The organism is Cryobacterium sp. TMT1-3, assembly GCF_004402315.1.
Lineage (GTDB): Bacteria > Actinomycetota > Actinomycetes > Actinomycetales > Microbacteriaceae > Cryobacterium > Cryobacterium luteum.
The window spans coordinates 1-26,929 of the sequence record NZ_SOFW01000005.1 but is presented as its reverse complement, the minus strand read 5'-3'; the positions used below and the strand labels follow the sequence as shown (position 1 = coordinate 26,929).

The window sequence follows — 26,929 nt, the reverse complement described above, 5'->3', positions numbered from 1 at the left end:
GCCGGGCCCGGCCGACGCGGGGGCCCCGTGGCGGGCGGCGGCGCGGGCGGCGAGAGCGTGGGCATCCGCTACCCGATCGCCGGGGACGACGACGACGACCTGCACCGATTCGTTCATGCCGAAAATGGAATCCAGGGCGTGGTCGAGCAGGGGGCGCATATGCAGCAAAACGAATGCTTTGGGTTCGGCGTGGCCGAGGCGGGTTCCGCTGCCGGCAGCGACGACGATGACGGCGACCGTGGGCGCTGCGGGTGATGCCGGGGAAACAGTCATGACTTGAGGGTATCTATCTGGGGATCAGGCAATGGGAGACGAACATGCAAAAGGCGGCACCTTGCGGCGCCGCCCCTCACGAAAAGAAGTGGTTAGGAAGCGAGGATCTCGTCGAGAACAGTGGATGCCTTCTCTTCGTCGGTTTTCTCGGCGAGGGCCAGCTCGCTGATCAGAATTTGACGAGCCTTGGCCAGCATGCGCTTCTCGCCGGCCGACAGTCCGCGGTCCTGGTCGCGGCGCCACAGGTCCCGCACGACCTCGGACACCTTGATCACATCGCCGCTGGCGAGTTTCTCAAGATTGGCCTTATACCGGCGAGACCAGTTGGTGGCCTCTTCGGTGAACGGTGCGCGCAACACTTCGAAGACCTTGTCGAGGCCTTCTTTGCCGATCACATCGCGCACGCCGACCAGGTCGATGTTTTCGGCGGGAACCTCGATGGTGAGATCGCCCTGGGTGACATTCAGCTTGAGGTACAGCTTCTCTTCACCCTTGATGATGCGAGTTTTCACCTCGGTGATCATCGCAGCGCCGTGATGGGGATATACGACGGTTTCGCCAACCTCAAACAGCATGGATGTCATCCCTTCAGCAACTTCTAAGATACCACAGCGTAGAGGTGGTACAGTACGCGCGCCCCCGCGAGGCCCGCCGCCGACATTCACGCGCCCAAACACGCCGCTAAGCTAGTTACAAAGCGAATTTCTGCAGCGCGCCGAGCGCTGCTTCAGTAGTGGAGGTCTTGTGAGAGCGCGCATCGCTGCATCCGTTGTATTGGCGGCTGGCATTCTGTTGGGCACAAGCGCGTGCGGGTTTTTCGCACCGCAGGCCACCCTGATTCAGTACAACGCGAGTGACGGTGTCAGCGGCGACGTGGGTGACATTCACATTCGCAACGCCCTGCTGCTCTCGGCCGACGGCGAGCTGGCCAACCTGGTCGTCTCCGTCGTGAACCCGACCGACACCCTGCAGAGCTTGCGCGTGCAGTACGAGTCGAGCACCGGCAAGGTGTCGCAAGACGTTCCGGTCGAGGCCAACACCACGGTGACCTTCGGAACCGACGGCGCGGCCTCGGTGGTTCTGGAGAACATGGACAGCCAGCCGGGTTCGCTGTTCCCGGTGTACTTCCAGTACGGCGAGGAGACCGGCGTCGAGCTGCTGCTGCCCGTGCTCGCCGGAACGCAGGATGAGTATTCGAGCCTGCTGCCGACGATCGCGCCGACAGAGACACCTTCCGAGACTCCTACCCCGACGGCCACGCCCGCCGCGTAACCGTTCTCGCACAGTTCAGGCCGCCATCCCCTCGGGGACGGCGGCCTGAACTGTGTCTGCGTCGCGAGCTACTTGAAACGGATGCCGCCCCTCGCGCCCGCCAGCCCGGTTCAGGCTTCGAAGCGGTAGCCGAGGCCGCGCACGGTGACGAGCATGACCGGCTCGGATGGCGCAGCTTCAATGCGTGAGCGGATGCGTTTAATGTGCACGTCGAGAGTTTTGGTGTCGCCGAAGTAGTCGGTGCCCCAGACCCGGTCGATGAGCTGGCCGCGGGTGAGCACCCGCCCGGCGTTGCGCAGCAGAAACTCGAGCAGTTCGAATTCTTTCAACGGCATGTTCACGAGCTCGCCGGACACCGTCACTGCGTGGCGCTCCACGTCCATGCGCACCGTACCGGCCGCCAGCATGCTGTCGGCCTCGGTCGCGCTTTGATCCTCGTGCCGGCGCAACACCGCGCGAATGCGGGCGACCAGCTCGCGGGTGGAATACGGCTTGGTGACGTAGTCGTCGGCGCCGAGTTCGAGGCCCACGACGATGTCGATCTCGGAATCCTTCGCGGTGAGCATGATGATGGGAACGGTCGAGCGGGTACGAATCTCCCGGCACACCTCGGTGCCCGGAATGCCGGGCAGCATCAGGTCGAGCAGGATCAGGTCGGTGCCGTTCTGGTCGAATTCGCTGATCGCGCTCGGTCCGTCTTCGGCAACGACGACCTCATAGCCCTCACGTTCGAGCAGAAAGCTCAGCGGCTCGCTCAAAGCGCTCTCGTCTTCAACCAAGAGGATGCGTGTCATAGTGTGTCTCCTGCGGCCGCACGGGCGACCGGTCGCGGTTTGTTCGGGCGTGGTTCGATGACGGGCGCTGCCGCCTCGGGGAGGCGGACGGTGAAGGTGGATCCGCTGCCGGGCTGCGACCAGACGCGGATGTCGCCGCCGTGGTTCTGCACGACGTGCTTGACGATGGAGAGGCCGAGGCCGGTGCCGCCGGTGTGCCGGGAGCGCGCCTGATCGACGCGGAAAAACCGCTCGAACACCCGGTCGAGGTCGGCTTCGGCGATGCCGACGCCCTGGTCGGTCACGGTGATCTCGACGATGCCCTTCTGCAGGCGCACGCCGACGCCGACCCGCGACCCCTCGGCCGAGTAGTTCACCGCGTTGGCGACGAGGTTGTGCACGGCCACGGTGAGCAGGGCTTCGTCACCGAAGACGCGAGCGCCGCTCTTCTTTCCGATGACGATGGTGATGCGTTCCGCCTCGGCGACAACCCGGCTCTGATCCACCGCGGCGGCGACGATGTCGTCGACACTGAGATTCTCCGGCTCGGCGAGGGCATCCTGCGCCTGCAGCCGGGACAGCTCGATGATCTCCTGGGTGAGGCGGCCGAGTCTGGCCGACTCTGTCGTCAACCGGTTGGCGAAGCGGCGAACCTGCTCCGGCTCATCCGCTGCCTTGTCGAGCGCTTCGGCGAGCAGCCCGACGGACGCGATGGGGGTTTTGAGTTCGTGGCTGATATTGGCCACGAAGTCGCGGCGCACCTCGTCGAGGCGAAAAGCCTCGGTGCGGTCCTCGGCCAGCAGCAGCACGTAACGCGTGCCGAGCCGGGCCAGGCGCACCCGAAAGCGCATGCTGGCGTCGCCGAACGGGCCGCGGGAGAGCACGAGATCTTCGCTGATCGGTTCGCCGGTCTGCCGCACCCGGCGGGCGAGTTCGAGCAGTTCCGGGTGCACGAGCTGCTGGTTCCAGACCAGGCCGAGGGTGAGCGCGCCCGGACTGGTCTTGATCACATTGTTCGACGGGTCGAGCACGACACCGGCGGTCTCGAGGGCGTCCAGCACCTGATCGATACCGTCGGGCACGGCCGGATTGACGACCTCGGAGGCGCGTCGCCCGTGTCGCTCGGCGACGTGCAGCAGCAGCACGAACCCGGCGCCGACACCGAGCCCCAGTGCCAACGACAGCAACACCAGCCACGTCGATTCCATAATTACAGATTACTGACAGTCTGCGCTCGTCGTTCACAGCGCGCCCGTCCGACGCCCTGTACTTTAGTAAGTGTTCAAGTGTGCGGCACCTGCCGTTAACCTGAATTCGACATCATAAACCGGGGTCATGCTGGCCTCACCGATCGTGCGTGTTCGCGCGGCGAGGAAGGATCACCCCCATGCGCGATGTATTCCAACAGGAACTTGCCGAAGTTCAACAGCGCATCGTTGACATTTCGCGCCTCGTCGCGATCTCGATCGACAAGGCCACCCGCGCGTTCAACGAGAGCGATGTGAGCCTCGCCGAAGAGGCCATCACCGAAGACGAGAAGATCGACGAACTGTCGGTGCAGCTCGACGAACTCGCCATCACAATTCTTGCTCGCCAGCAGCCGGTCGCGCGCGACCTGCGCATCGTGGTCAGTGCGCTGCGCATCAGCGCCTCCCTCGAGCGGATGGGCGACCTCGCCACCCACATCGCCCAGCTGGCCCGCTACCGTTTTCCCGACAAGGTCATTCCCAAGAGCCTGCGCGGCACCTTCGCCGAGATGGGCGCGCTCGACGTGGTCATTGCGAATATGCTCACCGAGCTGCTTACCACCCAGGACCTGCAGCTCGCCGAGACCATTCGCAATGAAGACGACAAGGTCGACGCCCTGCACGTGAGCGTGTTCGAGGCCGTGCTCGGTGAAACCTGGAAGGGTCTCGCGGCCGACACCGTCGACGCGACCCTGGCGAGCCGGTACCACGAGCGTTTCGCCGACCACGCGGTCTCGATCGCCAAGAAGGTGCAGTACCTCGGTACCGGAGCCTGGCACCCGGACGACAACGCCTGATTGCTCACGGCGGATGCAGGTTTGGCGCATCCGCTTGGTGTGGGCGCATGCGCTGTGGTCGCCGCAGCGGATGGCCGCGCCCGGCTTGGTTGGGCGCGCCCGGTCTGGGTGGCCGCGCCCGGTCTGGGTGGCCGCGACGGTAACGGGCGTAGCGGCCACCCGTTTCGGGCGCGGCCATGACGTGAGTGGTGCGCGAGAGACTCCCGGGTATCCGCTCTGGGCACATTTCACGTGGGGTACGCGACTATCTGGTGCTTAAAGCAGGAAATCCGGATGCCGCGGCTCGACCAATCCCTGTATTTGCGGTCCGACGAGCCGCGCAGCCGGCGGATTTCCTGAACTGGCCACGGCGGCCCGCGCATAACTCCTGCAATATGCATCTGGACAATTGTTCAGCCCCGGAATGACGCGGGACCTGCTGCCGCGGCCGGGAAATTGCGGGAGTTATGCGCGAGCAGCGGCCTGTACGAGCCTGGGGGCAGCTGAGCCGGCGAACCGGGTGGGACGGCTGAGCCGGCGAGGCGGCTGAGCCGACCGACCCCGGTGGGCCGGGTGGGCGGGTGTTCCGGGTGAGATGAGATGGGTGGGGCGGCCGGGCCCGGGTGGGACGGCTACTTCTTGTTACCCTGGGCGGCGACGGCGGCCGCGCCGGCTGCTGCGGCTTCGGGGTCGAGGTACTGGCCGGGGCCGAGCGGCATGAGGTCCTCGCCGAGCTGGTAGACGAGCGGAATGCCGGTGGGGATGTTCAGCTCGGCGATGTCGGCGTCGCTGATGCCGTCGAGGTGCTTGACCAGGGCGCGCAGGGAGTTACCGTGCGCCGTCACCAGCACCGTCTTGCCGGCGCGGAGGTCGGGTGCGATGTCGGACTGCCAGTAGGGCAGCATCCGCTCGACGACGTCCTTGAGGCATTCGGTGCGGGGAAGATCGGGGCCGAGGTCGGCGTAGCGCGGGTCGTGCGCCTGCGAAAACTCGCTCGAGTCGTCGAGCACGGGCGGCGGGGTGTCGTAGGAGCGGCGCCACAGCATGAACTGTTCCTGGCCGAATTTGGCCTGAGTGGCCGCCTTGTCGAGGCCCTGAAGCCCGCCGTAGTGGCGTTCGTTGAGACGCCAGGAGCGCTTCACCGGAATCCACATGCGGTCGGCCTCTTCGAGCGCGAGGTTCGCGGTTTGGATTGCGCGGGACAGCAGGCTGGTGTGCAGCACGTCCGGCAGCAGGTCGGCATCCTTGAGGAGAACGCCGGCGCGGGCGGCTTCGGTCGTGCCCTGTTCGCTGAGGCGAACGTCCACCCAGCCGGTGAACAGGTTCTGCTGGTTCCAGGTGCTTTGGCCGTGGCGGAGAAGGACGAGTGTGTAGGGGGCAGACATGTGCCCACTCTATCGAGGGTGTTCTGCACGCACGGGCACGCCCGGGGGCGAATTCAGGAAAACCCACCGAAACGGATGCCGCCACCCGCGAAAACCACCCCCGAACCGGCAGATCACCTGAATTAGCCACCGAAGACGGGCGCGATCATGGCCGCGAGCTAGTGACCCGGGGTGCGGATGCCGAGGCGGGGCAGGCGGGGGATGTCGGCGACGGATCCGGCCGACTGCGGCACGATGATCTCCTGCGCGGCCGAGATGAAAATGCCCTCGGACTGCACGAAGAGCGTCGACGCGGCCGGAATGGTGCGCTTGATGACCGCGAGCGCGATCGGGCCGAGCTCGTAGTGGATGGCGCTCGACGTGATGGTGCCGACCGTCACGCGCTCGGCTTCTGACTCGGGCCTCTGCCGGTCGGCCTGCACCGGGTTCCCCGGGGCGGGGAGCACACCCTCGGATCCGTCGAGGTGCAGCATCACCAGGCGGCGCGGCGGGTGGCCGAGGTTGTGCACCTTGGCGACGGTTTCCTGACCTCGGTAGCAGCCCTTGTTGAGGTGCACGGCGGTGCGCAGCCAGTCCAGCTCGTGCGGGATGCTCTTCTCGTCGACCTCGCGAGCCCGACGCGGACGCCAGGCGGCGATGCGCAGGGCTTCGAGGGCGAGGAGTCCGGCGGGGGTTATTTTCGCGGGCGAAGCGGATGCCGCGGCGGGGGGTGAGGCCGGGGTTTTGGCGGCGCGGGCGGGCGTAGTTTCGTCGGCCAGGGTCGGCCAGGGTGCTTCGGCACCGGTTAGAGCGGGCGCGGGGGCGCCGGCGTCAGCCAGGGTCGGCGCGGGCGCGTTGGCATTAACTAGACCGGCTTCGGCCTCGGCTTCGGCTTCGGGCACGGTTTCGGCTTCGGGCACGGCTTCGGCTTCGGCTTCGGCTTCGGCTTCGGCTTCGGCTTCGGCTTCGGCTTCGGCTTCGGCTTCGGGCGCGATGCTACCGGCTGGCAGTGCGCCCTCGGCGAGAGCGTCACGCAAAGCGGGCAGGCTCGAGCGCGGAATGAGGGTCTCGGTGTAGGTCCACAGGGTTCCGGGGTGCACCGGGGTTTCGGCGTACTGGTAGCCACCGCGAGCGACGGCTGCCCAGGGGTCCAACCAGGTGAGCGGCACGCCGTTCGGGTCGGCGGCGGCGAGGCCGACGGTGGCGGGGGCATCCGTCATGGCGCCGATCGTGGCATAGGCGAGGGTGTGGTCGACGACCTGGACGCGCAACATGAACTTCATGCGGTCGAGGAACTTGTGGAGGCCGGGCAGCTCGGCGGCTTCGACCAGGAGCCAGGTTTCGACGCCGTCGTCGAGCACGCGGATGGCGTATTCGAGGCGTCCGGTGGGGTCGAGCAGCAGCATCTCGGTGGATTCGCCGGGTTTCACGCTTTTCAGCTCCTGGCTGGCGATGGAGTTGAGCCAGGTGAGACGGTCGGGGCCGGAGACGGAGAGCACGCCGCGGTGGGACAGGTCGACGATGGCGCGTGCGGCGGCGAGGGTGCGCTGCTCGATCATGGGGTTGCCGTAGTGGGCGGCGACGCCGGCGTCGATTCCTTCAGCCTGAACCGCACCGGGCAGGGTCAGAAGCGGGGAGACGGTTGGTGCCTGGTCAGTCATGGCGCTCAATTCTGCCGGCCCGGGTTGAGGGGCGGCTGCGGGGTTCTTCGGTATCAACAGTACGTCTGCACAATTTATTCGGGGGCGGGCCGGGTCGTCGGGACCACCTTTGGGAACCGGGCCCACGTTCGATCATGGTCCCGGTTTCCGGGCCCGGGCCCGGAAAGAAGGGGCAGGAACTCCGGGATTCGGGGCGGGCGGCGGGCGGGCGGCGGGCCCCGGGGGCGGGCCCACCTTATAGCCGCGGGGCCAGTTTATAAACTGGGCCCCGGGACGGGGCCCGGGCCCCGTCCAAAAAAGAAAGGCGGGGGCTACTGCACCCGGGCCAGGCGGCCGGAAGCGTGGGTGCGCAGGTCCTGGCCGAGGGCGGCGATGTCCCAGGCCCAGAGCAGGTGATTGTCGACGAGGCCGTAGAGGCGCGTCGCGGCCGCATAGGGCTTGGCACCCGCGGTGCGCAGCACGGCATCCGTTGCGAGGTCTATGCGCGGACCCTTGACCTGCCCGAGATACAACTCAGCGACGCCGCCGGGGTGTACGAGCGTGACCTCAATGTCGAACCCGCCATCACGATTGCGCAACGTTTCCACGGCCGCAGCGGAGGTGAACGGCCGCTCGCCGCTTCCAGGCAGCATGCCGGGCCCCGGGTCGCCATCACCCTGGTGACGGCTCAGCCGCCAATAACCGGTTTCCGTGACCAGCGGGATCCGCTCGTCCGAGAACATCTCGGGCGGCAGCACCGACGCGCTCTCTTCAGCGGATGCCGCGGCGTCCGCTCCGGAGGCGGCGTCCGCTCCGGAAGCGGCGTCGGCTTCGGCGGCGTTCGTTTCGGAGGCAGCGCCCGATCCCGAAGCGGCGTGCGTATCGGCGGAGTTCGCGGAGGAGGTGGCATCTGCTGCTACGGCAGCGTGCGCTCCGGAGGCGTCTGTTCCGGCAGCGTCTGTTCCGGCAGCGTCTGTTCCAGGGGCGGCGCTCCCGACGGCGGCCGAACCGGAGGCATCCGCTTCGGCGGCGTTCGTACCGGAGGCGGACCCGGCGGCGGCATCCGCTGCAGAAGCGGGTTCAAGCCAGGTGTAGGAACTGTAGTTCAGGTGCGGCAGACCGTCGTGGCTGAAGCTAATGCGGTGGCCAAAGGTGCGGCTGACCGATTCATCGCCGATCTTGTATTCGAGTACGCCGGAGCCTTCCCAGACTCCGATTAGCCAGGAGAGTGGAACAAGTTCGGACGGCAAACCGACCGGGAGGTCAAACATGCGGACTTACCGCTGCCCCCGGAACAGCTTGAAAACGACGATGCCGGAAACCCAGGCGATCGACAGGCTGGCGAGCCCCAACAGGCCGAGGAAGAAAAGTTCTAGCGCTAACAGATCCATGCTGCGAGTCTAGTGGGACTGTCAGACCAGGGCGACGATGACGGTCGCCACCACGAGAATGACCAGGGCCCCGGTGACGCTCATCGTGACCCGTTTGACGTAACCCTCTTTGCTGCGGGTAGCGATCTGCAGGCCGAGGGTTACTAGGGTGCAGACGGCCAGGGTCAGACTGATCCAGCCGATCGCGGAGGCCGGAGTGGCCAAAATCGCGGTGAGAACGGCGCCCACAATCGCCAGTACCCACACGGTTGCAATCGTTTTCCAGTGCCAGTTCACGTCTCTATTGTGCCTGACCGCCCGCATTCCATGGCACGCTAGTATGAAATTCGAGATACTTGGAGGGCGCCCGTGGCGCAGTTGTTGATCTTGACCTCGGCGGCCAACAATGACGTACTCCCCGCTCTGGCACTGTTGTCGCACAGCGCGCGGCTCATTCCTGCCCAAGCTGATCAGCTCATCAACGCCCCCGATTCGGACCTCATTCTGGTCGACGCGCGCAGCAATCTTGCCGCGGCCAAGTCGCTCTGCCAGATTTTGCACACCATGGGCAGTTCCACTCCCCTGCTGCTCGTGATCACCGAGGGCGGCCTCGCGGCGGTCAGCCCCGATTGGGGCGTCGACGATGTCATCCTCGACACGGCCGGGCCCGCCGAAGTGGATGCGCGCATCCGCTTGACCGCTGGCCGCCTCGCCCAAACCTCGCCGTCGAACACGATTCGCGCGGCCGGAGTCGTCATCGACGAGGCGAGCTATTCGGCGAAGGTGCACGGCAAGCCGCTCGACCTCACCTATAAGGAGTTCGAGCTGCTGCGCTTTCTGGCGGCGCATCCGTCGCGCGTGTTCACCCGCGAACAGCTGCTGAGCGAGGTCTGGGGCTACGACTACTTCGGCGGCACCCGCACGGTCGACGTGCACGTGCGGCGCCTGCGGGCCAAGCTCGGCGATCAGGAGTCGCTCATCGGCACCGTTCGCAACGTGGGTTACCGGTTCAATGTGCACGACGAGAACGATGAACGAGTTCCGAATTCTTTCCGCGCTTAGTGCAGCGGATGCCGCGGGGCTGGCTTCCTTCCACCGCGTCGCCGCCGCCGCGCTCGCGTTCGACGGGTACGCGCCGTTCAATGAGCAGGCGCTGTATGACCTGCAAGCCGGCCTGCGTACCGCCTATTTGGTGACGGTTCCCGGAATTGCGGTCTCGGCAGGCTCGACCAACGACATTGGGGACGGAGCTGACGGGGTCGGCGAGCGTTTGGACCCGGGCGCAGATGGGACCGATTTCGAGACCGCTCACGTTCGCGGAATTGCGGTCTCGGCAGGCTCGACCAACGACATTGGGGACGGCGTCGCAGAAAGCGGCGGCGTCGCAGAAAGCGGCGGCGTCGCAGAAAGCGGCGGCGTGGCGGACATGCTCGTCGTCGGGGCTGCGCTCGGCGGACGCGGGGAGATCGACCTCGTGATCCGCCCGGAATATCGGCGCCGCGGCTACGGCCGCGAGGCTGTTCGCGAACTGGCCGCGACCGAACCGAACGGCCTGACCGCCTGGTCGCACGGTGATCACCCGGCGGCCCGGGCCCTCGCGACCGAGCTTCGATTCGTCGCCGCCCGCACTTTGCTGGAGCTGCGGAAGCCGTTGGTTGCCGGCGCAGCGGGGGCGGGGGCATCCGCTCTGGCGGGGGGCGAGACGATCACGGCGTTTCGCGCGGGAATCGACGACGCCGAATGGGTGGCGCTTAACGCGCTGGTGTTTGCGACGCACCCGGAACAGGGCGCGATGACCGAAGCCGACCTCACGGCGCGGCAGGCCGAATCGTGGTTCAACCCCGAGGACTTTCTACTGCTGCGCGATGCCGCCGGCCGACTGATCGGCTACAACTGGCTCAAGGTGGAGGGGGCGATCGGCGAGATTTATGTGGTCGGGGTGCATCCGGATGGCGCTGGTCGCGGACTCGGGCGCGCGCTCATGCAGGCCGGACTGCAGCGTCTGACCGACGCCGGCTGCACCATTGCCGCGCTCTATGTGGAGGCCGACAGCCTCGGCCCCGTGCACCTGTACCGGGACCTCGGGTTCGCCGACCACACGGTTGATGTGCAATACCGGCGCCTGACGGCCTGAGAGCACGGGTCGGCGGGCCGGCTGCCCAGCCCGGGTCTGCGAGGTACCCGGCTGCAGCACCTGGGCATGAGTCCTGCAGATTCTCAGGGGCCGCCGCAAGTTCCGCGTGATTCCGCGGGTGTAAAACTCTCAGGACGCGAATTGCAGGAGTTATGCGCAAAGAAGAGGGGCTAATTCAGGAGATAGGCCGGCTGCCCGGCCCGTCGGGCCCGAAATCATTGGCACTGCGGGCACCCGCGCCCCGGATTTCCTGAATTAGCCACCAGAAGCCCCGCACTGACGCCTGGAATTCCTGAATTAGCCACCAGAAGCCCCGCACCCGCGCCCCGGAATTCCTGAATTAGCCACCAGAAGCCCCTCACTGACGCCTGGAATTCCTGAGTTGGCCACCGGCAGCCCCGCACCGGCGCCGGAGTTTCCTGAATTAGCCACCAGCGGAACCCGCCGGCGACCCCGGGGGCGTAACACGGAGCAAAATACCGAGCCGGCACGCCGAAAAAGCAAGACCTCTGAGAATATTTCGCCTGACGTTCACCCGGTTCGTCGCGGTGACATGACCAAGGATGTCAGGATGGACAGATGGACGGCGAAACTACCCAAGCAGACTCGGGTCTCACAGACTTCGACGACGATTTTGAACCCCTGATCGAAAAACTCGACCCAACTCTGCCCGACGACCGTTACCTCGACCGCGAGCTGAGCTGGCTCGCCTTTAACCAGCGGGTGCTCGAACTGGCCGAGGACGAGTCGCTGCCTGTGCTTGAACGCACCAACTTTCTCGCCATCTTCGCCAGCAACCTCGACGAATTCTTCATGGTGCGGGTCGCCGGCCTCAAGCGTCGCATCCTCACCGGCCTGGCCGTGCCGACCAACGTGGGCCGCGCCCCACAAGACGTTCTGAGCGACATCTCGGCGGCCGCCCACGCCCTGCAGGACCGCCACGCGCTCGCCTTCCAGAGCCTCGTGCGGCCCGCCCTCGCCGCGGCCGGCGTCGACGTCGTCGACTGGCAGAGCCTCGGCGACTCCGACCGCCGCTCGCTGCGCACCTACTTCTCGAACCAGATCTTTCCGGTGCTGATGCCCCTCGCGGTCGACCCAGCACATCCGTTCCCCTATATCTCCGGCCTCTCGCTCAACCTGGCCGTGCGAGTGCGCAACACCAAGACCGGCAAGCAGGAGTTCGCCCGGCTCAAGGTGCCGCCGATGCTGCCGCGCTTTGTGCGGGTGGACCGCAGCGAATCGGTGGAGCGCATCCGCTATATCGCGCTGGAAGATCTCATCGCCAACCAGCTCGGCGACCTGTTCCCCGGCATGGAGATTCTGGAACACCACGTGTTTCGGGTCACCCGCAACGAAGACGTCGAGATCGACGAAGACGAGACCGAGAACCTGATCAAAGCGCTCGAGAAGGAGCTGCTGCGTCGCCGGTTCGGACCGCCCATTCGCCTCGAAATCACCGAGGACATGGACGAGGTCACCCTCGGCCTGCTCGTGCGTGAGCTCGACGTGACCGAGCAGGAGGTCTACCACCTGCCCGCTCCGCTCGACCTCGGCGGGCTGTTCGACCTGCGCATCGACCGCCCTGACCTGCACTTCGTCAAGCACGTTCCGACGACGGCGGCCCAGCTGCTGCCGAGCGAGCCGAACGCCGAACAGGACATCTTCGCTGCGGTCGCGCGGCGCGACGTGCTGCTGCACCACCCGTACGAGTCGTTCGCCACGAGCGTGCAGGCGTTTCTGGAGCAGGCCGCGGCCGACCCGAACGTGCTCGCCATCAAGCAGACGCTGTACCGCACGAGCGGCGACAGCCCCATCGTTGAGGCGCTCATCGCGGCCGCCGACAGCGGCAAGCAGGTGCTGGCCCTGGTCGAGATCAAGGCCCGCTTCGATGAGCAGGCGAACATCACCTGGGCGCGCAAGCTCGAGAAGGCCGGCGTGCACGTGGTCTACGGGCTGGTCGGCCTGAAGACGCACTGCAAGCTCGCCCTCGTGGTGCGCTACGAGAAGGGTGTGCTGCGGCACTACAGCCACATCGGCACCGGCAATTACAACCCGAAAACCAGTCGCATCTACGAAGACCTCGGGCTACTGACAGCGGATGCCCAGGTCGGCAAAGACCTCACCCGCCTGTTCAACGAATTGTCGGGTTACGCGATTGAGAAGAAGTTCAAGCGGTTGCTGGTGGCTCCGCTGCACCTGCGCAAAGCCCTGCTCAAGCAGATCGCGATGGAAACGGCCAACGCGCTCGAGGGCAAGACCAGCGGCATCCGCATCAAGGTGAACTCGATGGTCGACGAGGACATCATCGACGCCCTGTACCGGGCCAGCCAGGCCGGCGTGCACGTCGACGTCTGGGTGCGTGGCATCTGCAGCCTCAAGCCGGGCGTCACGGGCATGAGCGAGAACATCAGGGTGCGGTCGATTCTCGGCCGTTACCTCGAGCACTCCCGCCTGTTCTCCTTTCACAACCTCGGCGAGACGCAGGTGTATATCGGCAGCGCCGACATGATGCACCGCAACCTCGACCGCCGGGTGGAGGCGCTCGTGCGTCTGGTCGACCCGGAACACCTGGTGGAGATTGAGGCGCTGTTCGAACGGGCGATGGACGCCCGCACGTCGAGCTGGTGGCTTGACGAGACCGGCCACTGGACCCGGCACGACGTCGATGAGCACGGCGTGCACCTCAGCGACATGCAGAACAAGCTGATGCAGCAGATCAGTGCGCGCAAACGGCCGGCCGGGCGTCGTTGATGGCTGTTAAATCGACCGATGTGTATGCCGCCGGCGCTGTCTGCTGGCGATTGATCGACGGCCGAATGCACGTGCTGCTGATCCACCGCACGGTGCACGGCGACGTCACCATTCCCAAGGGCAAGGTGGATCCGGGCGAGTCACTGCCCCGCACCGCCGTGCGCGAGGTCGAGGAAGAGACCGGGCTGGCCGTGGCCCTCGGGGTTCCGCTCGGGGTGTCGCACTATGCCATGCCCGACGGGCGCACCAAGATCGTGCACTACTGGGCCGCCGAGATCACGCCGGAAGCGATCGCCAAGTCGACCTTCGTGCCGAACGGCGAGGTCGCCGCCATCGAATGGGTCACCATTAAGAAGGCCCGCACCTATCTGAGCTACCCGGCGGATGTCGAGATTCTCGAGACGTTCTCGTCGTTGGTCGATGCCGGGGTGACCCGCACGTTCGCGGTCATCGCGCTGCGGCACGGTAAGGCCGCCCCGCGCACCGGTAGCGGCCCCGACGCGCGTCGCCCGCTCACCGCCCGCGGGGTGTCGCAGGCGGCAAGCCTGGTCGACACGGTCACCGCGTGGCGCCCGCTGCGCATCATCTCGAGCACGGCAACGCGGTGCGTCACGACGGTGGCTCCGCTGGCTGCTGCCACGGGCATCCCGATCAAGCAGACCGATCTGATCAGCCAGGACGCCCTCGAAAGCGGCGAAGCGGATGTTCGCAGCATCGTCGGCAAACGGGTGCGGGCCCGCAAAACGGCCGTGCTGTGCAGCCACGGACCGGTGCTGCCGGAGATCATGCGCGAGATCGCGCTGGCGACGGGCTCGCAGACGTCGACCGCGTTGTTCGACGCGGCCGACCTCGACACCGGCGGGTTCTCGATCGTGCACCTCTCTGCGGAGAACCCGGCCGCGGGCATCCTGGCCATCGAGACGTACCCCGCGACCGCCTGATTTTGCTGCAAGCGTTATCTTGCGTTTACCTTCCGTTTACCAACAGGACGGTGGCGCGTTACTTCGTTTGCTTAACCTCTTTCATGGGCCAGCACCTGGCTTGCATCAGCAAAACACAGTCTTGTCAAACCCTCGAAAGGGATTACACGTGAACTTCAAGCGTTTCGGCCGCCCCGCGGTCATCGCCATTGCCGCAGGCCTCGCACTCTCGTCCTGTGCAGCAAACGAAGCCGCCCCCGCGGACGACGCACCGGCCAGCACGCTCACCGGCACGCTCAACGGCGCAGGCGCGTCTTCGATGGATGCCGCCCAGCAGGCCTGGATCGCCGGCTTCCAGACCGCCAACACCGGCGTCACCATCAACTATGAGCCCTCCGGCTCGGGTGGCGGCCGAAAGGCCTTCATCGAAGGCGGCACCGACTTCGCCGGTAGCGACTCCTACATGAGCACCGAAGAGCTCGCCGGCGAATTCGCCTCCTGCGTTCCCGGCACCAAGGCTGTCGACCTTCCGGTCTACATCTCCCCCATCGCCGTGATCTTCAACGTTGACGGCGTTGACGAACTGAACATCGATGCTGACACGCTCGCCAAGATCTTCTCCGGCGCTATCACGACCTGGGATGACGCTGCCATCGTTGCGCTGAACCCCGACGCAACGTTGCCCTCTGCAACGATCAACGCCGTGCACCGCTCGGATGACTCGGGAACCACCAAGAACTTCACCGACTACCTCGGCCAGGCTGCCGAGACCGTGTGGACCGAGAAGGCCTCTGACACCTTCCCGTTCCCCGGTGAAGGCGCCAAGGGCACCTCGGGCGTTGTTGACGCTGTCACCAACGGCACGAACATGATCGGCTACGCCGACGCTTCGCAAGCCGGCGATCTCAGCACCGCCAAGCTCCAGGTCGGCGAGGACTTCGTCGCTTACACCCCCGAAGCTGCCGCTGAGGTTGTCGCCGGATCGCCCCTCGTGGCCGACCGCGCAGCCGATGACCTCGCGCTCGACCTGAACCGCAAGACCACCAACCCGGCGGAATACCCGCTGGTTCTGGTGAGCTACGCGATCGTGTGCAACGAGTACGCCGATGCCGCCCAGGGCGAGCTCGTCAAGGCGTACATCGAGTACATCGCCAGCGCCGCCGGACAGACCGTTGCTAAAGACGCCGCCGGCGTTGCACCGCTGACGGCCGAACTCGAAGCCAACGTCGCCGCGGTTCTCGCGACCGTCAAGTAGCACCCGAACACACCTGCCCGGTCCGTTCTCGCACATCTGCGGGGGCGGATCGGGCAGACTGGGGTCTACGGCCATTTGCGTCCAGCCGCCACACACCCCGTTTTCGCACATTTTCACGAGTTCAACGCTTCAGTTTGACGCTATTTAGGAGACCGGCATGACCACAGTTGCCGCCACGACCATCAAGGCCAGGCAACGCCCGGGCGACCGCATCTTCTCCTCGGCCACCCTCATTGCCGGCAGCCTGATTCTGGCCGTTCTCGCCGCCGTCGCGATCTTTCTGCTGGTGGAAAGCCTTCCGGCGTTCGTCGCCGACCCGGCCGAATTCAGCGGAGACACGACGAACTTCTGGTCCTATGTCGGCCCGCTCATCTTCGGTACCATCTACGCGGCTATCCTGGCGTTGATCATGGCCGTGCCGGTCGCCATCGGCATCGCCCTGTTCATCTCGCACTTCGCCCCGCGCCGGCTCGCGCAGGGCCTTGGGTACCTCATCGACCTGCTCGCCGCCGTTCCGTCGGTCGTGTTCGGCCTCTGGGGCATCGGCGTGCTGGCTCCGCTCGTGCAGCCCTTCTACACCAACCTCGTGGACTGGTTCGGCTGGTTCGCTCCCTTCGCCGGCCCGGTTTCGGGCACGGGGCGCACCATCTTCACGGTGGCCATCGTGCTCGCCGTCATGATTTTGCCGATCATCACCGCCATCTGCCGTGAGATCTTTCTGCAGACACCGCTGCTGCACGAGGAAGCTGCCCTGGCCCTCGGCGCCACCCGCTGGGAGATGATCCGCATGGCCGTGCTGCCGTTCGGGCTGCCCGGCATCATCTCGGCATCGATGCTGGGCCTCGGCCGCGCCCTCGGCGAGACGATGGCCGTGGCCATGGTGCTCTCCCCCAGTCGCGAGGTCATCTTTCAACTGCTCACCTCCCAGAACTCCAATACGATCGCCTCGAACATCGCGCTGAACTTTCCCGAGGCTAACGGCGTCGGCGTCAACATTCTGCTCGCGACCGGTCTCATGCTCTTCGTGGTCACCCTCATCGTGAACATGCTGGCCCGCGCCATCATCAACAGCCGTAAGGCATTTTCGGGAGCCAACTGATGACATCCGTTCTGGACGCCACGCCGCTCACCAATTCGCTCACCGCCGGCAAACTGCCCCGACGTTCGTCGCTGTGGATTCTGCTGGCCAGCTGGGCCGTGTCGGCCGCCTTCTTCGCGATGCTCTTTCTGTCGGGCAACGTCGACGGGTTCAACATCGTCGGCACGGTCGTCTTCGGCACGGTGCTGTACTGCGTCGCCATCTACGTGTTGTCCCGTCTGGTGGAGGGCTCACGCAAGGCCAAGGACCGGCTGATGACGGCGCTCGTGACCGCCGCGTTCGTCATTGCGCTGCTGCCGCTCGTGTCGATCGTCTACACCACAGTGGTCAACGGGCTGCCCGCGTTTCTGACGCCGACGTTCTTCACCTCTTCGCAGCGCAACGTGGTGGGCGCGGGCGGCGGCGTGCTGCACGCCATTATCGGCACGCTCATGGTAACCGGCATGGCCACGCTCATCTCGGTGCCGATCGGGCTGCTCGCGTCGATCTACCTCGTAGAATACGGTCGCGGCCGGCTGGCCCGCGCCATCACCTTCTTTGTCGACGTGATGACCGGAATCCCCTCGATCGTTGCGGGACTGTTCGCCTTCGCGCTGTTCGCGCTGCTGTTTGACGACCCGGGCATCCGCTTTGGATTCGGTGGATCGATCGCGCTGTCAGTGCTGATGATTCCGGTGGTGGTGCGCTCGAGCGAAGAGATGCTCAAACTGGTGCCGAACGAACTGCGCGAGGCGGCGTTTGCACTGGGGGTGCCGAAGTGGCTGACCATCCTTAAGGTGGTGCTGCCGACATCCATTGCCGGAATCGTCACCGGTGTGATGCTGTCGATCGCCCGCGTGATCGGCGAGACCGCGCCGCTGCTGATCATCGCCGGCTTCACGTCGAGCATGAATTACGACCTGTTCGGAGAGCGCATGATGACGCTGCCGGTGTTCGTGTACACGCAGTACGCCAACCAGGGCGCGGATTCGCAGGCGTTCATCGATCGGGCCTGGGCCGGAGCGCTCACCCTGATCGTGATCGTCATGGTGCTCAACGGACTCGCTCGTCTGATCGCCCACTGGTTCTCGCCCAAGCTGGGCCGCTAACACTCCCGCTTTAGAAAGATCGTAGAAAGGGACTTATGTCCAAGCGCATCGAAGTTAACGACCTCAACGTGTATTACAGCAATTTTCTGGCCGTCGAAGGCGTCTCGATCGTCATTGAGCCGCGCACGGTGACCGCGTTCATCGGGCCCAGTGGATGCGGAAAGTCGACCTTCATTCGCACGCTCAACCGCATGCACGAGGTCATCCCCGGCGCGCGCGTTGAGGGTGAAGTGCTCATCGATGGCAACAACCTGTACGGTCCGGGCGTCGACCCGGTGCTCGTGCGCCGCCAGGTGGGCATGGTCTTTCAGCGGCCCAACCCGTTTCCGACGATGTCGATTCAGGACAACGTGCTGGCCGGCCTGAAGCTCAACAACCGTCGCATGAGCAAAACGGATGCCGACGACCTCACCGAAAAAGCCCTCCGCGGTGCAAACCTGTGGAACGAGGTCAAGGACCGCCTGGCGCGTCCCGGATCGGGGCTCTCGGGTGGACAGCAGCAGCGCCTGTGCATCGCCCGCGCGATTGCGGTCGAGCCCGACGTGATTCTGATGGACGAGCCCTGCTCCGCGCTCGACCCCATCTCGACGCTGGCCATTGAGGACCTCATCGAGGAGATGAAGAGCGAGTACACGATCGTGATCGTGACGCACAACATGCAGCAGGCCTCGCGCGTGTCGGATCGCACCGCATTCTTCAACATCGCGGGCACCGGCAAGCCGGGCAAGCTCATCGAGTACGACGACACCACCACGATCTTCTCGAACCCGAGCGTGCAGGCCACCGAAGACTACGTGTCGGGGCGGTTCGGGTAGGTCTTTCCTAGGCCAGAAGGGCCGCGCCGTGGGTGGGGCGACCGGCTAGCAGGGTGGCGGCCACCGGCATCCGCTCGAAGAGGGCGTCGGAGACCGTGAGCGGATCGCCGTCGAGGATGGCGATGTCGGCCACATCGCCGACGTGCAGGCGGGTGCGCCCCCGAGCTGAGGCGGCGAGAGCCTGACTGCGGGAGATGATCTGCTCGGGGCGCCAGGGCGCGCGGGCGTCGCTGCGGGCGCGGGAGGTCGCGGCGCTCATGGCGGTGAACGGGTCGAGGGGGGCGACGGGGGCGTCGGATCCGAAGGCGAGGGTGGCGTCCGCGTCGAGCAGGGAGCGCAGGGCGAAGACACGGTCGGCGCCGGCCGGCCAATTGAGTTCGACCGTGTCGCGGTCGTCGAGGGCATGTTCCGGTTGCACGCTCGCGATGACGCCGAGGCGGGCGAAGCGGGCGAAATCGGCGGACTGCAGAAACTGGGCGTGTTCGATGCGGCCGGTGACGGCGGCGCGCTCGAAGGCGTTCAGGGCAACCGTGTTGGCGGCGTCGCCGATGGCGTGCACGGCGGGCAGCAGCCCGGCGCCCTGCGCTTGCAGCAGAATCTCGGTGAGCTCATCTTCGGTGACGGCGAGCACGCCGTGCCCGCCGACGGGGTATTCCTCGACGCAGAATGCCGTGCGGGTGTTCAGGGATCCGTCGATGAGCAGCTTGAGCGGCCCCACGGTGAGCAGGCCATGGGTGTCTGCGATCGGCTGGCCGGTGTGCATCCGCTCGGCTAGTGCGCGGTCGAGGTCGGCGAGGTAGATGCCGGCGTCGACTCGCAGCGTGTCGAATCCGGCGGCGATGCGGCGCTGCCAGACGCCTGGGTTCCAGGTCATCTCGAAGTCGACGACGCCGACCACGCCGCGGGCGGCCGCGCGGGTTGCTGCTTGGGCGGTGAGCGAGTCGACCTCGGCGTCGGGCAGCTGGCCGAGCGCGATCGTGAGGTCGAACGCGGCCTGTTCGCGCAGCAGTCCGGACGCGTCGACGTGCACGTTGAAGCGCTCCGCCGCCGCGCTGTTCAGCCAGACACAGTGCAGGTCGTGGCTGATCAAGGCGGTCGGATGCCCCTGCGTCACCTCATCGAGACCGCGCAACGTGGGCTGGTCGGCCCAGATGGCATCGCGGAACCGCACACCGACGATCGTTGATGTGTTCCTGGGGATCTGGGCGCGCACGATCTCGAGGGCCTCGCGCGCCGAGGCGGCAGCGGAAAGGTCGATGCGCGCGCCGGCGAGTGCCCACTGGGTCATGTGCACGTGCTCGTCCCAGAGGCCGGGGATGATGGTGCGGCCGTCGAGGGTGGGGGCATCCGTTTGGGTGTTGTGCGGCACGATCTGGGTGATGACCCCCTTGGCGATGTGCACGTCGGAGGGCGTGGTGTCGCCGGGCTGCAGGACAGAGCGCAGAACGAGGTCGGGCATGGCGCGGCTTTCGGTCGAGGGTTCTTGCCACCCTACAGGCGGGTGGGTGCGGGGCTGCTCGGGGCCAGCAGGCGGCTCCATGCGGGTTGCACTCTGGACGGGGCCTGGGCCCCGTCCACGGGCCCAGTTTAGAAACTGGGCCCGTGTCCATAAGGTGGGCCCGGGACGGCGGCGGAGGTGCCCAGGCAGGTGCGCGGGCGGGCGGCGGCGTTCGTCGGCCTCCACGACCAACATTTTCACCCCGCGCGGGACCTGCGCCGCTGCGCGGGCGGCGCAACTCCAGCGCAGCGGGGTCGAGCCGCGGCCCGGAAGCCTAACAGGGATTACGAGAAGGTGACAATTTGTCAATTAAGCGTAGATATCTACGGTGAAGCTCGCTACGGTATGGCCCTTGGTGCCGAAACGCGGCACCAGCACGATCGACCATGCTGACAGGAATTCGCAAATGCCCAAGAAGTTCATCGCCATCACCGCCCTCGCCGCTCTCGCCATTTTTGCGGTGCCGGCCGCGGCATCCGCTGTCGAATACGTTCCCGGCGGCGGGGTGACCGTGACGGTAACGGGAGAACCCACCCCCGGCGGAACCGTGACGGTCACGGCCGAACCGGGCTCGTTTCCCGACGACTCGAGCGCCAAAATCACCCTCTCCGGCGCCCCCAAGTTGAGCATGGGCGCCGTGAAGGCACCGACCGCAACCGTGAATGACGCGGGCGCGGTGAGCCTCACAGTGGTATTGCCCGCCACGGCCGTCGGCTCGCAGACCGCCACCGTCACGGGCGCCCAGACCGCTCGCGCCGGCTCGGCCGCCATCACCCTGATCGGCGCCGACTCGAGCACCACTCGCCTCGCCTCGGCGGGGTACGCGGCACCGTCCGCGCTGATCTGGGGCGGAGCCGCCGCCCTGCTGCTCGGGCTCGCCCTGGCCACCGCGAGCGTGGTGAAGCGCCGGCGCGTCACGGCCTAGCCGTTCGTCCGGCCCCGGCACCCTCGCGGCACTCGTTGCAGAAGCGGGCACTCCTACGTAGGGGTGCCGCCAGCGCTAACGGGTGCCGCGAGCGCGGTTCAGCTGACGGGCTGCACCACGACGCGGGCCCGGTGCCGCAGCACCAGGCGGCGCACGCCCAGGGTGCCGACCGCGAGCAGGCCGAGCACTCCGGCCACGATCAGCCCAATCAGCAGCGGCGTGAACACCGGCGGCACCAGCCCCGTGATTGGCGCAAACAGCTGCGTGCCCTGCTCGAACAGGTCGGGCACGGCAACAGACAACGGCACATCAAGAACGGATGCCGCGACCCCGGTCAGTGGGTCCGTCAGCGTGAGCGACATCGTGTAGTCGCCCGGTGCCAGTTGACTGCCGAGCGTGACGGCGACCTGTGTGGACATGCCAGCGCACAAGGAGCCCATCGTGATCGGGTGCGTGCTGATGACCTCCCCGTGAGACGACACCGTCATCGTGCCCTCGGGCGCAAGATGCTGGTTGCCGTCGTTCGACGTGTTCACCGAAACCACGGACAAGCCGGCGGTCTCGCCCAGCGACGCCCGCCCGAGCGAGAACGCCGGCTGCAAGGCGCCCGGCACGCGAATCGAGATGGCCACCGCCTGCCGGGTGATGCGAGCGAGCGCCAGCTGCCCCGTGCCGGCGTCAGCGACTGCATTTTCGAGCACAATGCTGCTCACATACTGTCCCGGCGCTGTGTTGGCCGGAACCGCCACCGTGAACGTGCCGGCGTTGTGCTGCTGCGGCTGCAGCGTGAGCGTCTCGGCGGGGTAGTCCACCCAGGTCGACGCCCCGCTGGCGACGGCCGTGGAGTCGGCGGCCCCAAACCCGCCGTTCACGATCGTCGACACGACCCCCACATAGGTGCGCGCGGCGACGACCGAATCGTTCGGGTTGATTCGGTCGACGTCGAATGTCTGTGCAGAGCCCGCCGCAATTGTGGCTTCGAAAAACGAGCCGTTCTGCTCGAGCGCGACCAGGCCGAGCGGTGGGGCATCCGCTTGCAGAATCATGGGCACAACGGATACCGCGGCGCCCGCCCCGAGCACCGGCCCGGCCGCGACGAGGGTCGCGACGGCGACGGCGGTGATGAGGCCGCGGTATAGCGGGCGAATGAAAGTGCGCATGGAAGGCTTTCGTGTGGAGGGGGCGAGACGGCTACGGCGCCGCGGCAAACGTCGTGGTCAGGGTTCCCGCGTAGTTACCGGTGGGAGCGTTCGCCGGAATGGCGAGGCTGAAGGCCAGCGCGAGCTCATATGAGCCGCTTCCCGCGCCGGCCGGAGCCGACAGCACACTCACAGCCGAATCGAGGGCCGCGCTACCGCCCAGCGACGCACCGCTGAAGGGCTCCCCCGCGACGTTCGAAACCTCGTTCGCCGGAGCCACCGTGAGGTTTCCCGCCGGGATATCACGGGCAGCGTTTACGGATGCACTCGGGCTCGTCCACACCAAAGCGGATGACTGCAGCGTCACGTTCCAGCCGGCCAGCAGCCCGGTCTGGTCATCGACGACCAGCAGGGCCCCCGAAGTGGTCGTCTGCTCGGCATGCGAGAACGGGACAGCCTCAAAATTCACGTCTGATAGCCAGGTCGTGAAGATTCCCGGCGTCACAGCCGATGACACCGACGCCGTGGCGTTCGACGAGAATGTTCGCGTGAGCGGCGTCACCGTGTAGTCGGAGATGTTCACGACGTACGCAACGGTGCCGGTGGGGCTGAAGGCGACTGCGAGCGGCTCGAAGCCGACGCCGACGGTCTCGGTGACCGAGTTGCTGGCGACGTCGAACACCGACACCGTGTTGTCGCTGCGATTGGTCACGTAGACGCTGTTGCCGTCGGGGCTCACCGCAACCGCTGAGGGGCTCCCGCCCGCCGCGAAGCCAGCGCCGGAGTAGGTGGCCGTGGCGACGTCGATGATCGATACGCCACCCATTTCATGCGAGACGTAGGCCGTCTCACCGTTCGGGGCGAAGGCGACAGCGCTCGTGCGGCTGCTTTCCAGGTCGATGGTTTTGCTCACCGCTGCGCCCTGGGTATCGATGACCGACACGGTGGCCGCCCCGTAGTTTGCTACGTAGGCCACGGCTCCGTCGGGGCTGAACGCCACGTCACGTGGTTCCAGGCCCACAGGGATGGTGTCGACGACTCGGCCTTCGGCCACGTCGATCACAGCGACGGTGGAGTCGAACTCGTTGGTCACATAGGCAACGTTTCCCAGGGGACTGAACGCCACCGACGTGGGGTTGCCAAAGACCTTCAGCGTGCCGACCGCCCCGGTGTCCAGGGCGATGATCGCTACCCCTTCAGCAGCCGGCATCGTGACGTAGGCGGTGCCGCCATCGGGGCTGATCGCGATCGATCGCGGTGATCCGGGCAGTTCGAGGGAGTCATACACTTCGTCATTGCCGGCGTTGATGAACGAAATGGTGTTGGAATCGTAGTTCGTCACGTAGGCGTGGGTGCCGTCGGGACTGAACGCCACATCGATGGGCGCTGAACCCACCGAGATGGCCGTGCCCGCGGTCACCACCCCGGGTGCCGCCCAGGCGGCCGGCACAATCAAGACGGATGCCGCCAGGGTCGCCGCGGCCGTGGTGACCAGAATGCGCTTCTTCATGGGTTCTGCTTTCATTGGAGGTCGAACAATTTTTTGCGCGGCGCAGCATCGAAGATGATCAGCGGCAGGTGGTGCGTTAGGAGTGCATACCCCAGCATTCCGAAGCAGGCTCAGGATTGTCAGCAGATTCCGCCCGACAAGGCACAGCATTGTCCCAAGTTTTCTTGACCCCTGATCGGGGCATTTAGCCAAGTTTGGCCGCTCAGAACCATAGGCTGGGGCCATGCTCTTCCCTCGACCAGGTCACCACAGTGGTCGCTCGCTCTGGGAATTTCAGGGCGTGGTGTTCGGCGCCCTGATCATCGTGGGTACCGCGGTATTGCTCAGCCAACCGGATGCCCTCAACCCGCGTCTCTACGCCGCCGGCGCCGGCCTTATTGCCCTGGTCACCCTGGTCACCGCAATCTGGCGCAACCACCCCACCCTGCAGCGGTTTTCAGTGCTGCTGCCGTTCGCCGACATGATCGGAATCAGGGTGACCGCACACGCGGAGGGCGCCACGCTGTCGGGCGGGGCCCTGCTGCTGATTCTGCCGATGATCTGGATCGCCTACTCCCACGGACTGCGCGGTGTGTTGGCCGCCATTGCCCTCATTCTCGTCACGAGTCCCACGGGCCTTGTTTCCCAATACAGCGGCGGCGTCGATCCCGACAACTTCACCCGCATCGTGGCCTACCCGCTGACGCTGCTTATTCTGGCGGGGGCTGCGGGGGTATCGGGGGCGCGCATCCGTCGTAAGAAGGTGCAGCTGGCCGCTCAGACTGTGCTCACCGAGCAGGCCGTGCGGGCCCGCGACGACTTGATCGAGGCCGTCACACACGAGCTGCGCACCCCGCTCACCTATATTCTGGGCAACGCCGAGCTCGTGCTGGGCACGCATGATGAGCAGACGATTGCGCGGCGGGCCGGGGTGATCGTGCGCAACGCCGAGCAGATGGAGACAATCCTCGCCGATCTGCTGCACGCGCGCAGCACCGGCACCGCCCTGCTCGGGCTCACCTTTGCGACGAGCGACCTGCGCGCACTTATCGAGAATTGCCTCGCGGCGAGCCGGGCTGCGGCCGACGCGCGCGGCGTGACGATCGACGTGATCGCCTCCGACACGTTGCTCGCCGAGGTCGACCCCAACCGCATTCGGCAGGTGCTCGACAATCTGCTGACCAATGCCATTAAATACAACCGGGTCGGCGGCACGGTGGTGGTGAGCGAGACCCGCACGCTCGACACGGTGACCTTCGCCGTCACCGACAGCGGATGCGGGATGGCTCCGCACGAACGCACGCTCGTGTTCGAGCCCTACTATCGCACCGCATCGGCACGGCGGTTGGCGCAGCAAGGCTCGGGGCTCGGCCTCGGCATCAGCCGCGACATCGCCCGGCGGCACGGCGGCGACATGCGCCTGGTCGAATCGTCGTCGGCCGGCAGCCGGTTTGAACTGACCCTGCCGCTCGTGCAGGTTCCGGTGCCCACACGGTTGTCTGGGATGAACAGCGCCACGCTCGGCTAGCCGTTGCACCGCGGGAATGCGCATCGTCAGCACAGACGGGCAATCCTGAACAGCAACCGGCGGCAGATGGAGCGCTTGCATGATCTCAGGTGCGCCAGGGCGGATCGGCGGCCGGGGCGTTGGCGCGGTGGCTTTGAGCGGGGCGCCAGGTTTGGGTCGGGTCCCAGAGCAGTGGGCCACGCACCTGCGGCCGGCCGTTGATCATGCGAATCTGCCAGCCGTTGGTGTCGATGGTGTGGTGGTGGAACCAACAGAGGAGGCATCCGTTGTCAACGTTGGTCGGCCCACCCTTGCCGACGGGGATGACGTGGTGCACTTCGGTCCAGCGGGCGGGGATGGTGCAGCCGGGGATGATGCACCCTCCGTCGCGGGCGGCGATGGCGGCTCGTTGTTTGGGGGTGAAGCAGCGTACTTGGTCGCCGAGGTAGAGCACGGCACCGTTATCGCCGAAGATGACCTTTTGGGAGCCGCCGGTGCAGATGGTTTCTTTGACTCGGCGCATCGAGATGGGCGCTTCGATGCCGTCGATCCAGCCGACCCCGCGTTCGTTGTCGAGGTCAGTGGCGTTCACATGGATCATCACGGTGGGGGCCGCGCCGCCCATGGTCGGAGTCTTCGGGTCGCGGGCGGCCGCTTCGAACACCGACAGGAGAACGTCGGCCCGTTTCTCGCCGGCGGTGCGGTCGTCGCCGTCGTAGCGGGTGTCGCCGGCGAAGGGGTCGGCACTACAACGCTCACCGTCAGTACTCAGGCCGTCGCTGTCAAGTCCCTCCAGGGCGGTGGCGGTTCCGTCGGCCGGTTCGGCCGGTTCGGCCGGGTCGGCCGGGTCGGTGGGTTCAAACCGTGGTGTGCGCGACCTCGCCGACAGGTGGCTGTCGAAGAGGGTGTCCATGATGCCGCGAAGTTCGGGGGTGACGTTGGCCCGGAGCGGGTAGAGCCCGTTGCGCAGCAGCCCGAACGTCAGCGTGCTCTTCGCCTCCACCTCCTCCTCGTTGGGGGCGATGCCGTCGGGATCGAGCCGGGCCTGCCATTCCAGCGGACGCACGCGAGGGCGCGTCCGGCGAGCGCGGCCGGGTCGATAGAGTTACCGGTAGTGAAATCGGGGGGGCACCGTGAATACTGACCGCATCGCGGTGGTCATCGAAGACGATGCGGATGTGCGCGAGGTGATCGCAGCCATCCTCATCGAGGCCGGTTTCGAGGTGTTGCTCGCCGGCACCGGCGCCGAGGGCGTCGAACTCGTGCGCCTCCACGCTCCGACGCTGACGACCCTCGACGTGAACATGCCCGGCATGGACGGCTTCGAAACCCTCAAACGCATTCGCCTGCTCAGCACGCGCAGCATCATCATGATCTCGGCGCGCTTCGACGAGGTTGACGTCGTGCGCGGCCTCAGCGCCGGCGCCGACGACTTCGTAGCCAAACCGTTTCGCACCGGCGAGCTGCGCGCCCGCATCGACGCGGTGCTGCGGCGAGCGCCGAACGTGATTGAGCCCCGGGCGGCCGCGCCCGGGCTCCAGGCCGCGCCGGGGTTCCAGGCCGCGCCCGGGCTCACGCCCACGCCCGGGCCCCA

The 26,929-nt window shown here is 66.3% G+C and carries 24 protein-coding genes and 2 pseudogenes; 13 read left to right on the top strand and 13 right to left on the bottom strand.

The window, feature by feature from the left end; all coding sequences use genetic code 11:
* Together E3O25_RS00520 and E3O25_RS00515 are read right to left on the bottom strand one after the other, a co-directional pair.
* The coding region (locus tag E3O25_RS00520; protein WP_166805930.1) for a 2-C-methyl-D-erythritol 4-phosphate cytidylyltransferase at positions 1 to 273 on the bottom strand (273 nt) is incomplete at its 3' end.
* A gap of 92 nt (positions 274 to 365) precedes the next feature.
* Positions 366 to 848 (bottom strand): CarD family transcriptional regulator, encoded by a 483-nt coding sequence (locus E3O25_RS00515; protein WP_134360206.1) that lies wholly within the window; start codon positions 846 to 848, stop codon positions 366 to 368.
* Positions 849 to 1,017: 169 nt separating this feature from the next.
* Here E3O25_RS00515 and E3O25_RS00510 point away from each other — a divergent pair, with 169 nt between their 5' ends.
* Positions 1,018 to 1,545, top strand: a complete 528-nt coding sequence (locus E3O25_RS00510; protein ID WP_092112255.1) for a hypothetical protein — start codon at positions 1,018 to 1,020, stop codon at positions 1,543 to 1,545.
* 110 nt (positions 1,546 to 1,655) lie between these two features.
* Here E3O25_RS00510 and E3O25_RS00505 read toward each other — a convergent pair whose 3' ends face one another.
* Together E3O25_RS00505 and E3O25_RS00500 are read right to left on the bottom strand one after the other, a co-directional pair.
* The gene (locus E3O25_RS00505; RefSeq protein WP_092112253.1) at positions 1,656 to 2,339 is read right to left on the bottom strand and encodes a response regulator transcription factor; all 684 of its coding nucleotides are present in this window, start codon (positions 2,337 to 2,339) and stop codon (positions 1,656 to 1,658) included.
* The gene (locus E3O25_RS00500) at positions 2,336 to 3,526 is read right to left on the bottom strand and encodes a cell wall metabolism sensor histidine kinase WalK (RefSeq protein ID WP_092112251.1); all 1,191 of its coding nucleotides are present in this window, start codon (positions 3,524 to 3,526) and stop codon (positions 2,336 to 2,338) included. Before E3O25_RS00500 ends, E3O25_RS00505 begins: the two co-directional genes overlap by 4 nt.
* A 179-nt stretch (positions 3,527 to 3,705) precedes the next feature.
* On the opposite strand from E3O25_RS00500, the gene phoU reads away from it, so the two are divergent.
* Positions 3,706 to 4,362: a phosphate signaling complex protein PhoU gene (phoU, locus tag E3O25_RS00495; protein ID WP_092112249.1), complete on the top strand. Its 657-nt coding sequence runs from the start codon at positions 3,706 to 3,708 to the stop codon at positions 4,360 to 4,362.
* 611 nt (positions 4,363 to 4,973) lie between these two features.
* Here phoU and E3O25_RS00490 read toward each other — a convergent pair.
* The 5 genes and pseudogenes from E3O25_RS00490 to E3O25_RS00475 all read right to left on the bottom strand — a co-directional run bounded on the left by E3O25_RS00490 (position 4,974) and on the right by E3O25_RS00475 (position 9,012).
* Positions 4,974 to 5,726: a phosphoglyceromutase gene (locus tag E3O25_RS00490; RefSeq protein ID WP_092112247.1), complete on the bottom strand. Its 753-nt coding sequence runs from the start codon at positions 5,724 to 5,726 to the stop codon at positions 4,974 to 4,976.
* Positions 5,727 to 5,884: 158 nt separating this feature from the next.
* Positions 5,885 to 7,366: a folate-binding protein YgfZ gene (locus E3O25_RS00485; RefSeq protein ID WP_134360205.1), complete on the bottom strand. Its 1,482-nt coding sequence runs from the start codon at positions 7,364 to 7,366 to the stop codon at positions 5,885 to 5,887.
* 311 nt (positions 7,367 to 7,677) lie between these two features.
* A pseudogene (locus E3O25_RS17805) lies at positions 7,678 to 8,070 on the bottom strand (FABP family protein); the annotation flags it as partial.
* 351 nt (positions 8,071 to 8,421) lie between these two features.
* Positions 8,422 to 8,616 (bottom strand): annotated as a pseudogene (locus E3O25_RS17800) (FABP family protein); the annotation flags it as partial.
* A gap of 141 nt (positions 8,617 to 8,757) precedes the next feature.
* Positions 8,758 to 9,012 (bottom strand): hypothetical protein, encoded by a 255-nt coding sequence (locus E3O25_RS00475; RefSeq protein WP_092112241.1) that lies wholly within the window; start codon positions 9,010 to 9,012, stop codon positions 8,758 to 8,760.
* Between the two features lie 72 nt (positions 9,013 to 9,084).
* Here E3O25_RS00475 and E3O25_RS00470 point away from each other — a divergent pair, with 72 nt between their 5' ends.
* From E3O25_RS00470 to pstB, 8 genes are all read left to right on the top strand, one after another.
* Positions 9,085 to 9,777: a response regulator transcription factor gene (locus tag E3O25_RS00470; RefSeq protein WP_092112239.1), complete on the top strand. Its 693-nt coding sequence runs from the start codon at positions 9,085 to 9,087 to the stop codon at positions 9,775 to 9,777.
* Complete coding sequence (gene mshD, locus E3O25_RS00465) at positions 9,746 to 10,849, top strand: mycothiol synthase (protein WP_166805929.1); 1,104 nt, start codon at positions 9,746 to 9,748, stop codon at positions 10,847 to 10,849. The genes E3O25_RS00470 and mshD overlap by 32 nt, the downstream gene beginning before the upstream one ends.
* A 579-nt stretch (positions 10,850 to 11,428) precedes the next feature.
* On the top strand, positions 11,429 to 13,600 hold the full coding sequence (locus E3O25_RS00460; protein ID WP_092112235.1) for an RNA degradosome polyphosphate kinase: 2,172 nt from the start codon (positions 11,429 to 11,431) through the stop codon (positions 13,598 to 13,600).
* Entirely contained in the window at positions 13,600 to 14,541 is a 942-nt protein-coding gene (locus E3O25_RS00455; RefSeq protein WP_134360202.1) for an NUDIX domain-containing protein, read from the top strand. Before E3O25_RS00460 ends, E3O25_RS00455 begins: the two co-directional genes overlap by 1 nt.
* 148 nt (positions 14,542 to 14,689) lie before the next feature.
* Positions 14,690 to 15,775: a phosphate ABC transporter substrate-binding protein PstS gene (gene pstS, locus E3O25_RS00450; RefSeq protein WP_092112231.1), complete on the top strand. Its 1,086-nt coding sequence runs from the start codon at positions 14,690 to 14,692 to the stop codon at positions 15,773 to 15,775.
* A 157-nt stretch (positions 15,776 to 15,932) separates the two neighbouring features.
* Positions 15,933 to 16,874 carry a phosphate ABC transporter permease subunit PstC gene (gene pstC / locus E3O25_RS00445; RefSeq protein ID WP_092112229.1) on the top strand — a complete coding sequence of 314 codons (942 nt, stop codon included), beginning with the start codon at positions 15,933 to 15,935 and terminating at the stop codon, positions 16,872 to 16,874.
* Entirely contained in the window at positions 16,874 to 17,962 is a 1,089-nt protein-coding gene (gene pstA, locus E3O25_RS00440; protein WP_092112227.1) for a phosphate ABC transporter permease PstA, read from the top strand. The genes pstC and pstA overlap by 1 nt, the downstream gene beginning before the upstream one ends.
* Positions 17,963 to 17,997: 35 nt before the next feature.
* Complete coding sequence (gene pstB, locus E3O25_RS00435; protein ID WP_092112225.1) at positions 17,998 to 18,777, top strand: phosphate ABC transporter ATP-binding protein PstB; 780 nt, start codon at positions 17,998 to 18,000, stop codon at positions 18,775 to 18,777.
* A gap of 7 nt (positions 18,778 to 18,784) precedes the next feature.
* On the opposite strand, the gene E3O25_RS00430 is transcribed toward pstB, so the two are convergent.
* The gene (locus tag E3O25_RS00430; RefSeq protein ID WP_134360201.1) at positions 18,785 to 20,236 is read right to left on the bottom strand and encodes an amidohydrolase; all 1,452 of its coding nucleotides are present in this window, start codon (positions 20,234 to 20,236) and stop codon (positions 18,785 to 18,787) included.
* A 445-nt stretch (positions 20,237 to 20,681) separates the two neighbouring features.
* On the opposite strand from E3O25_RS00430, the gene E3O25_RS00425 reads away from it, so the two are divergent.
* The gene (locus E3O25_RS00425; RefSeq protein WP_134360200.1) at positions 20,682 to 21,200 is read left to right on the top strand and encodes a hypothetical protein; all 519 of its coding nucleotides are present in this window, start codon (positions 20,682 to 20,684) and stop codon (positions 21,198 to 21,200) included.
* 98 nt (positions 21,201 to 21,298) lie between these two features.
* Here E3O25_RS00425 and E3O25_RS00420 read toward each other — a convergent pair whose 3' ends face one another.
* On the bottom strand, positions 21,299 to 22,360 hold the full coding sequence (locus E3O25_RS00420; protein ID WP_134360199.1) for a hypothetical protein: 1,062 nt from the start codon (positions 22,358 to 22,360) through the stop codon (positions 21,299 to 21,301).
* Between the two features lie 31 nt (positions 22,361 to 22,391).
* Positions 22,392 to 23,849 carry a beta-propeller fold lactonase family protein gene (locus E3O25_RS00415; RefSeq protein ID WP_166805928.1) on the bottom strand — a complete coding sequence of 486 codons (1,458 nt, stop codon included), beginning with the start codon at positions 23,847 to 23,849 and terminating at the stop codon, positions 22,392 to 22,394.
* A gap of 223 nt (positions 23,850 to 24,072) precedes the next feature.
* Here E3O25_RS00415 and E3O25_RS00410 point away from each other — a divergent pair, with 223 nt between their 5' ends.
* Positions 24,073 to 25,356 carry a HAMP domain-containing sensor histidine kinase gene (locus E3O25_RS00410; RefSeq protein WP_134360197.1) on the top strand — a complete coding sequence of 428 codons (1,284 nt, stop codon included), beginning with the start codon at positions 24,073 to 24,075 and terminating at the stop codon, positions 25,354 to 25,356.
* Between the two features lie 85 nt (positions 25,357 to 25,441).
* On the opposite strand, the gene E3O25_RS00405 is transcribed toward E3O25_RS00410, so the two are convergent.
* Positions 25,442 to 26,401 carry an HNH endonuclease signature motif containing protein gene (locus E3O25_RS00405; RefSeq protein ID WP_134360196.1) on the bottom strand — a complete coding sequence of 320 codons (960 nt, stop codon included), beginning with the start codon at positions 26,399 to 26,401 and terminating at the stop codon, positions 25,442 to 25,444.
* 67 nt (positions 26,402 to 26,468) lie between these two features.
* Here E3O25_RS00405 and E3O25_RS00400 point away from each other — a divergent pair.
* On the top strand, positions 26,469 to 26,929 hold a 461-nt coding region (locus E3O25_RS00400; RefSeq protein WP_134360195.1), incomplete at its 3' end, for a response regulator transcription factor.

What these genes read in the sequence shown, in the direction of transcription:
- E3O25_RS00515 (WP_134360206.1), bottom strand. Translation starts at nt 848, where the DNA reads ATGCTGTTTGAGGTTGGCGAAACCGTCGTATATCCCCATCACGGCGCT.
- E3O25_RS00505 (WP_092112253.1), bottom strand. Translation starts at nt 2,339, where the DNA reads ATGACACGCATCCTCTTGGTTGAAGACGAGAGCGCTTTGAGCGAGCCG.
- E3O25_RS00500 (WP_092112251.1), bottom strand. Translation starts at nt 3,526, where the DNA reads ATGGAATCGACGTGGCTGGTGTTGCTGTCGTTGGCACTGGGGCTCGGT.
- phoU (WP_092112249.1), top strand. Translation starts at nt 3,706, where the DNA reads ATGCGCGATGTATTCCAACAGGAACTTGCCGAAGTTCAACAGCGCATC.
- E3O25_RS00490 (WP_092112247.1), bottom strand. Translation starts at nt 5,726, where the DNA reads ATGTCTGCCCCCTACACACTCGTCCTTCTCCGCCACGGCCAAAGCACC.
- E3O25_RS00485 (WP_134360205.1), bottom strand. Translation starts at nt 7,366, where the DNA reads ATGACTGACCAGGCACCAACCGTCTCCCCGCTTCTGACCCTGCCCGGT.
- mshD (WP_166805929.1), top strand. Translation starts at nt 9,746, where the DNA reads ATGAACGAGTTCCGAATTCTTTCCGCGCTTAGTGCAGCGGATGCCGCG.
- E3O25_RS00460 (WP_092112235.1), top strand. Translation starts at nt 11,429, where the DNA reads ATGGACGGCGAAACTACCCAAGCAGACTCGGGTCTCACAGACTTCGAC.
- E3O25_RS00455 (WP_134360202.1), top strand. Translation starts at nt 13,600, where the DNA reads ATGGCTGTTAAATCGACCGATGTGTATGCCGCCGGCGCTGTCTGCTGG.
- pstC (WP_092112229.1), top strand. Translation starts at nt 15,933, where the DNA reads ATGACCACAGTTGCCGCCACGACCATCAAGGCCAGGCAACGCCCGGGC.
- pstA (WP_092112227.1), top strand. Translation starts at nt 16,874, where the DNA reads ATGACATCCGTTCTGGACGCCACGCCGCTCACCAATTCGCTCACCGCC.
- pstB (WP_092112225.1), top strand. Translation starts at nt 17,998, where the DNA reads ATGTCCAAGCGCATCGAAGTTAACGACCTCAACGTGTATTACAGCAAT.
- E3O25_RS00430 (WP_134360201.1), bottom strand. Translation starts at nt 20,236, where the DNA reads ATGCCCGACCTCGTTCTGCGCTCTGTCCTGCAGCCCGGCGACACCACG.
- E3O25_RS00425 (WP_134360200.1), top strand. Translation starts at nt 20,682, where the DNA reads ATGCCCAAGAAGTTCATCGCCATCACCGCCCTCGCCGCTCTCGCCATT.
- E3O25_RS00420 (WP_134360199.1), bottom strand. Translation starts at nt 22,360, where the DNA reads ATGCGCACTTTCATTCGCCCGCTATACCGCGGCCTCATCACCGCCGTC.
- E3O25_RS00415 (WP_166805928.1), bottom strand. Translation starts at nt 23,849, where the DNA reads ATGAAGAAGCGCATTCTGGTCACCACGGCCGCGGCGACCCTGGCGGCA.
- E3O25_RS00410 (WP_134360197.1), top strand. Translation starts at nt 24,073, where the DNA reads ATGCTCTTCCCTCGACCAGGTCACCACAGTGGTCGCTCGCTCTGGGAA.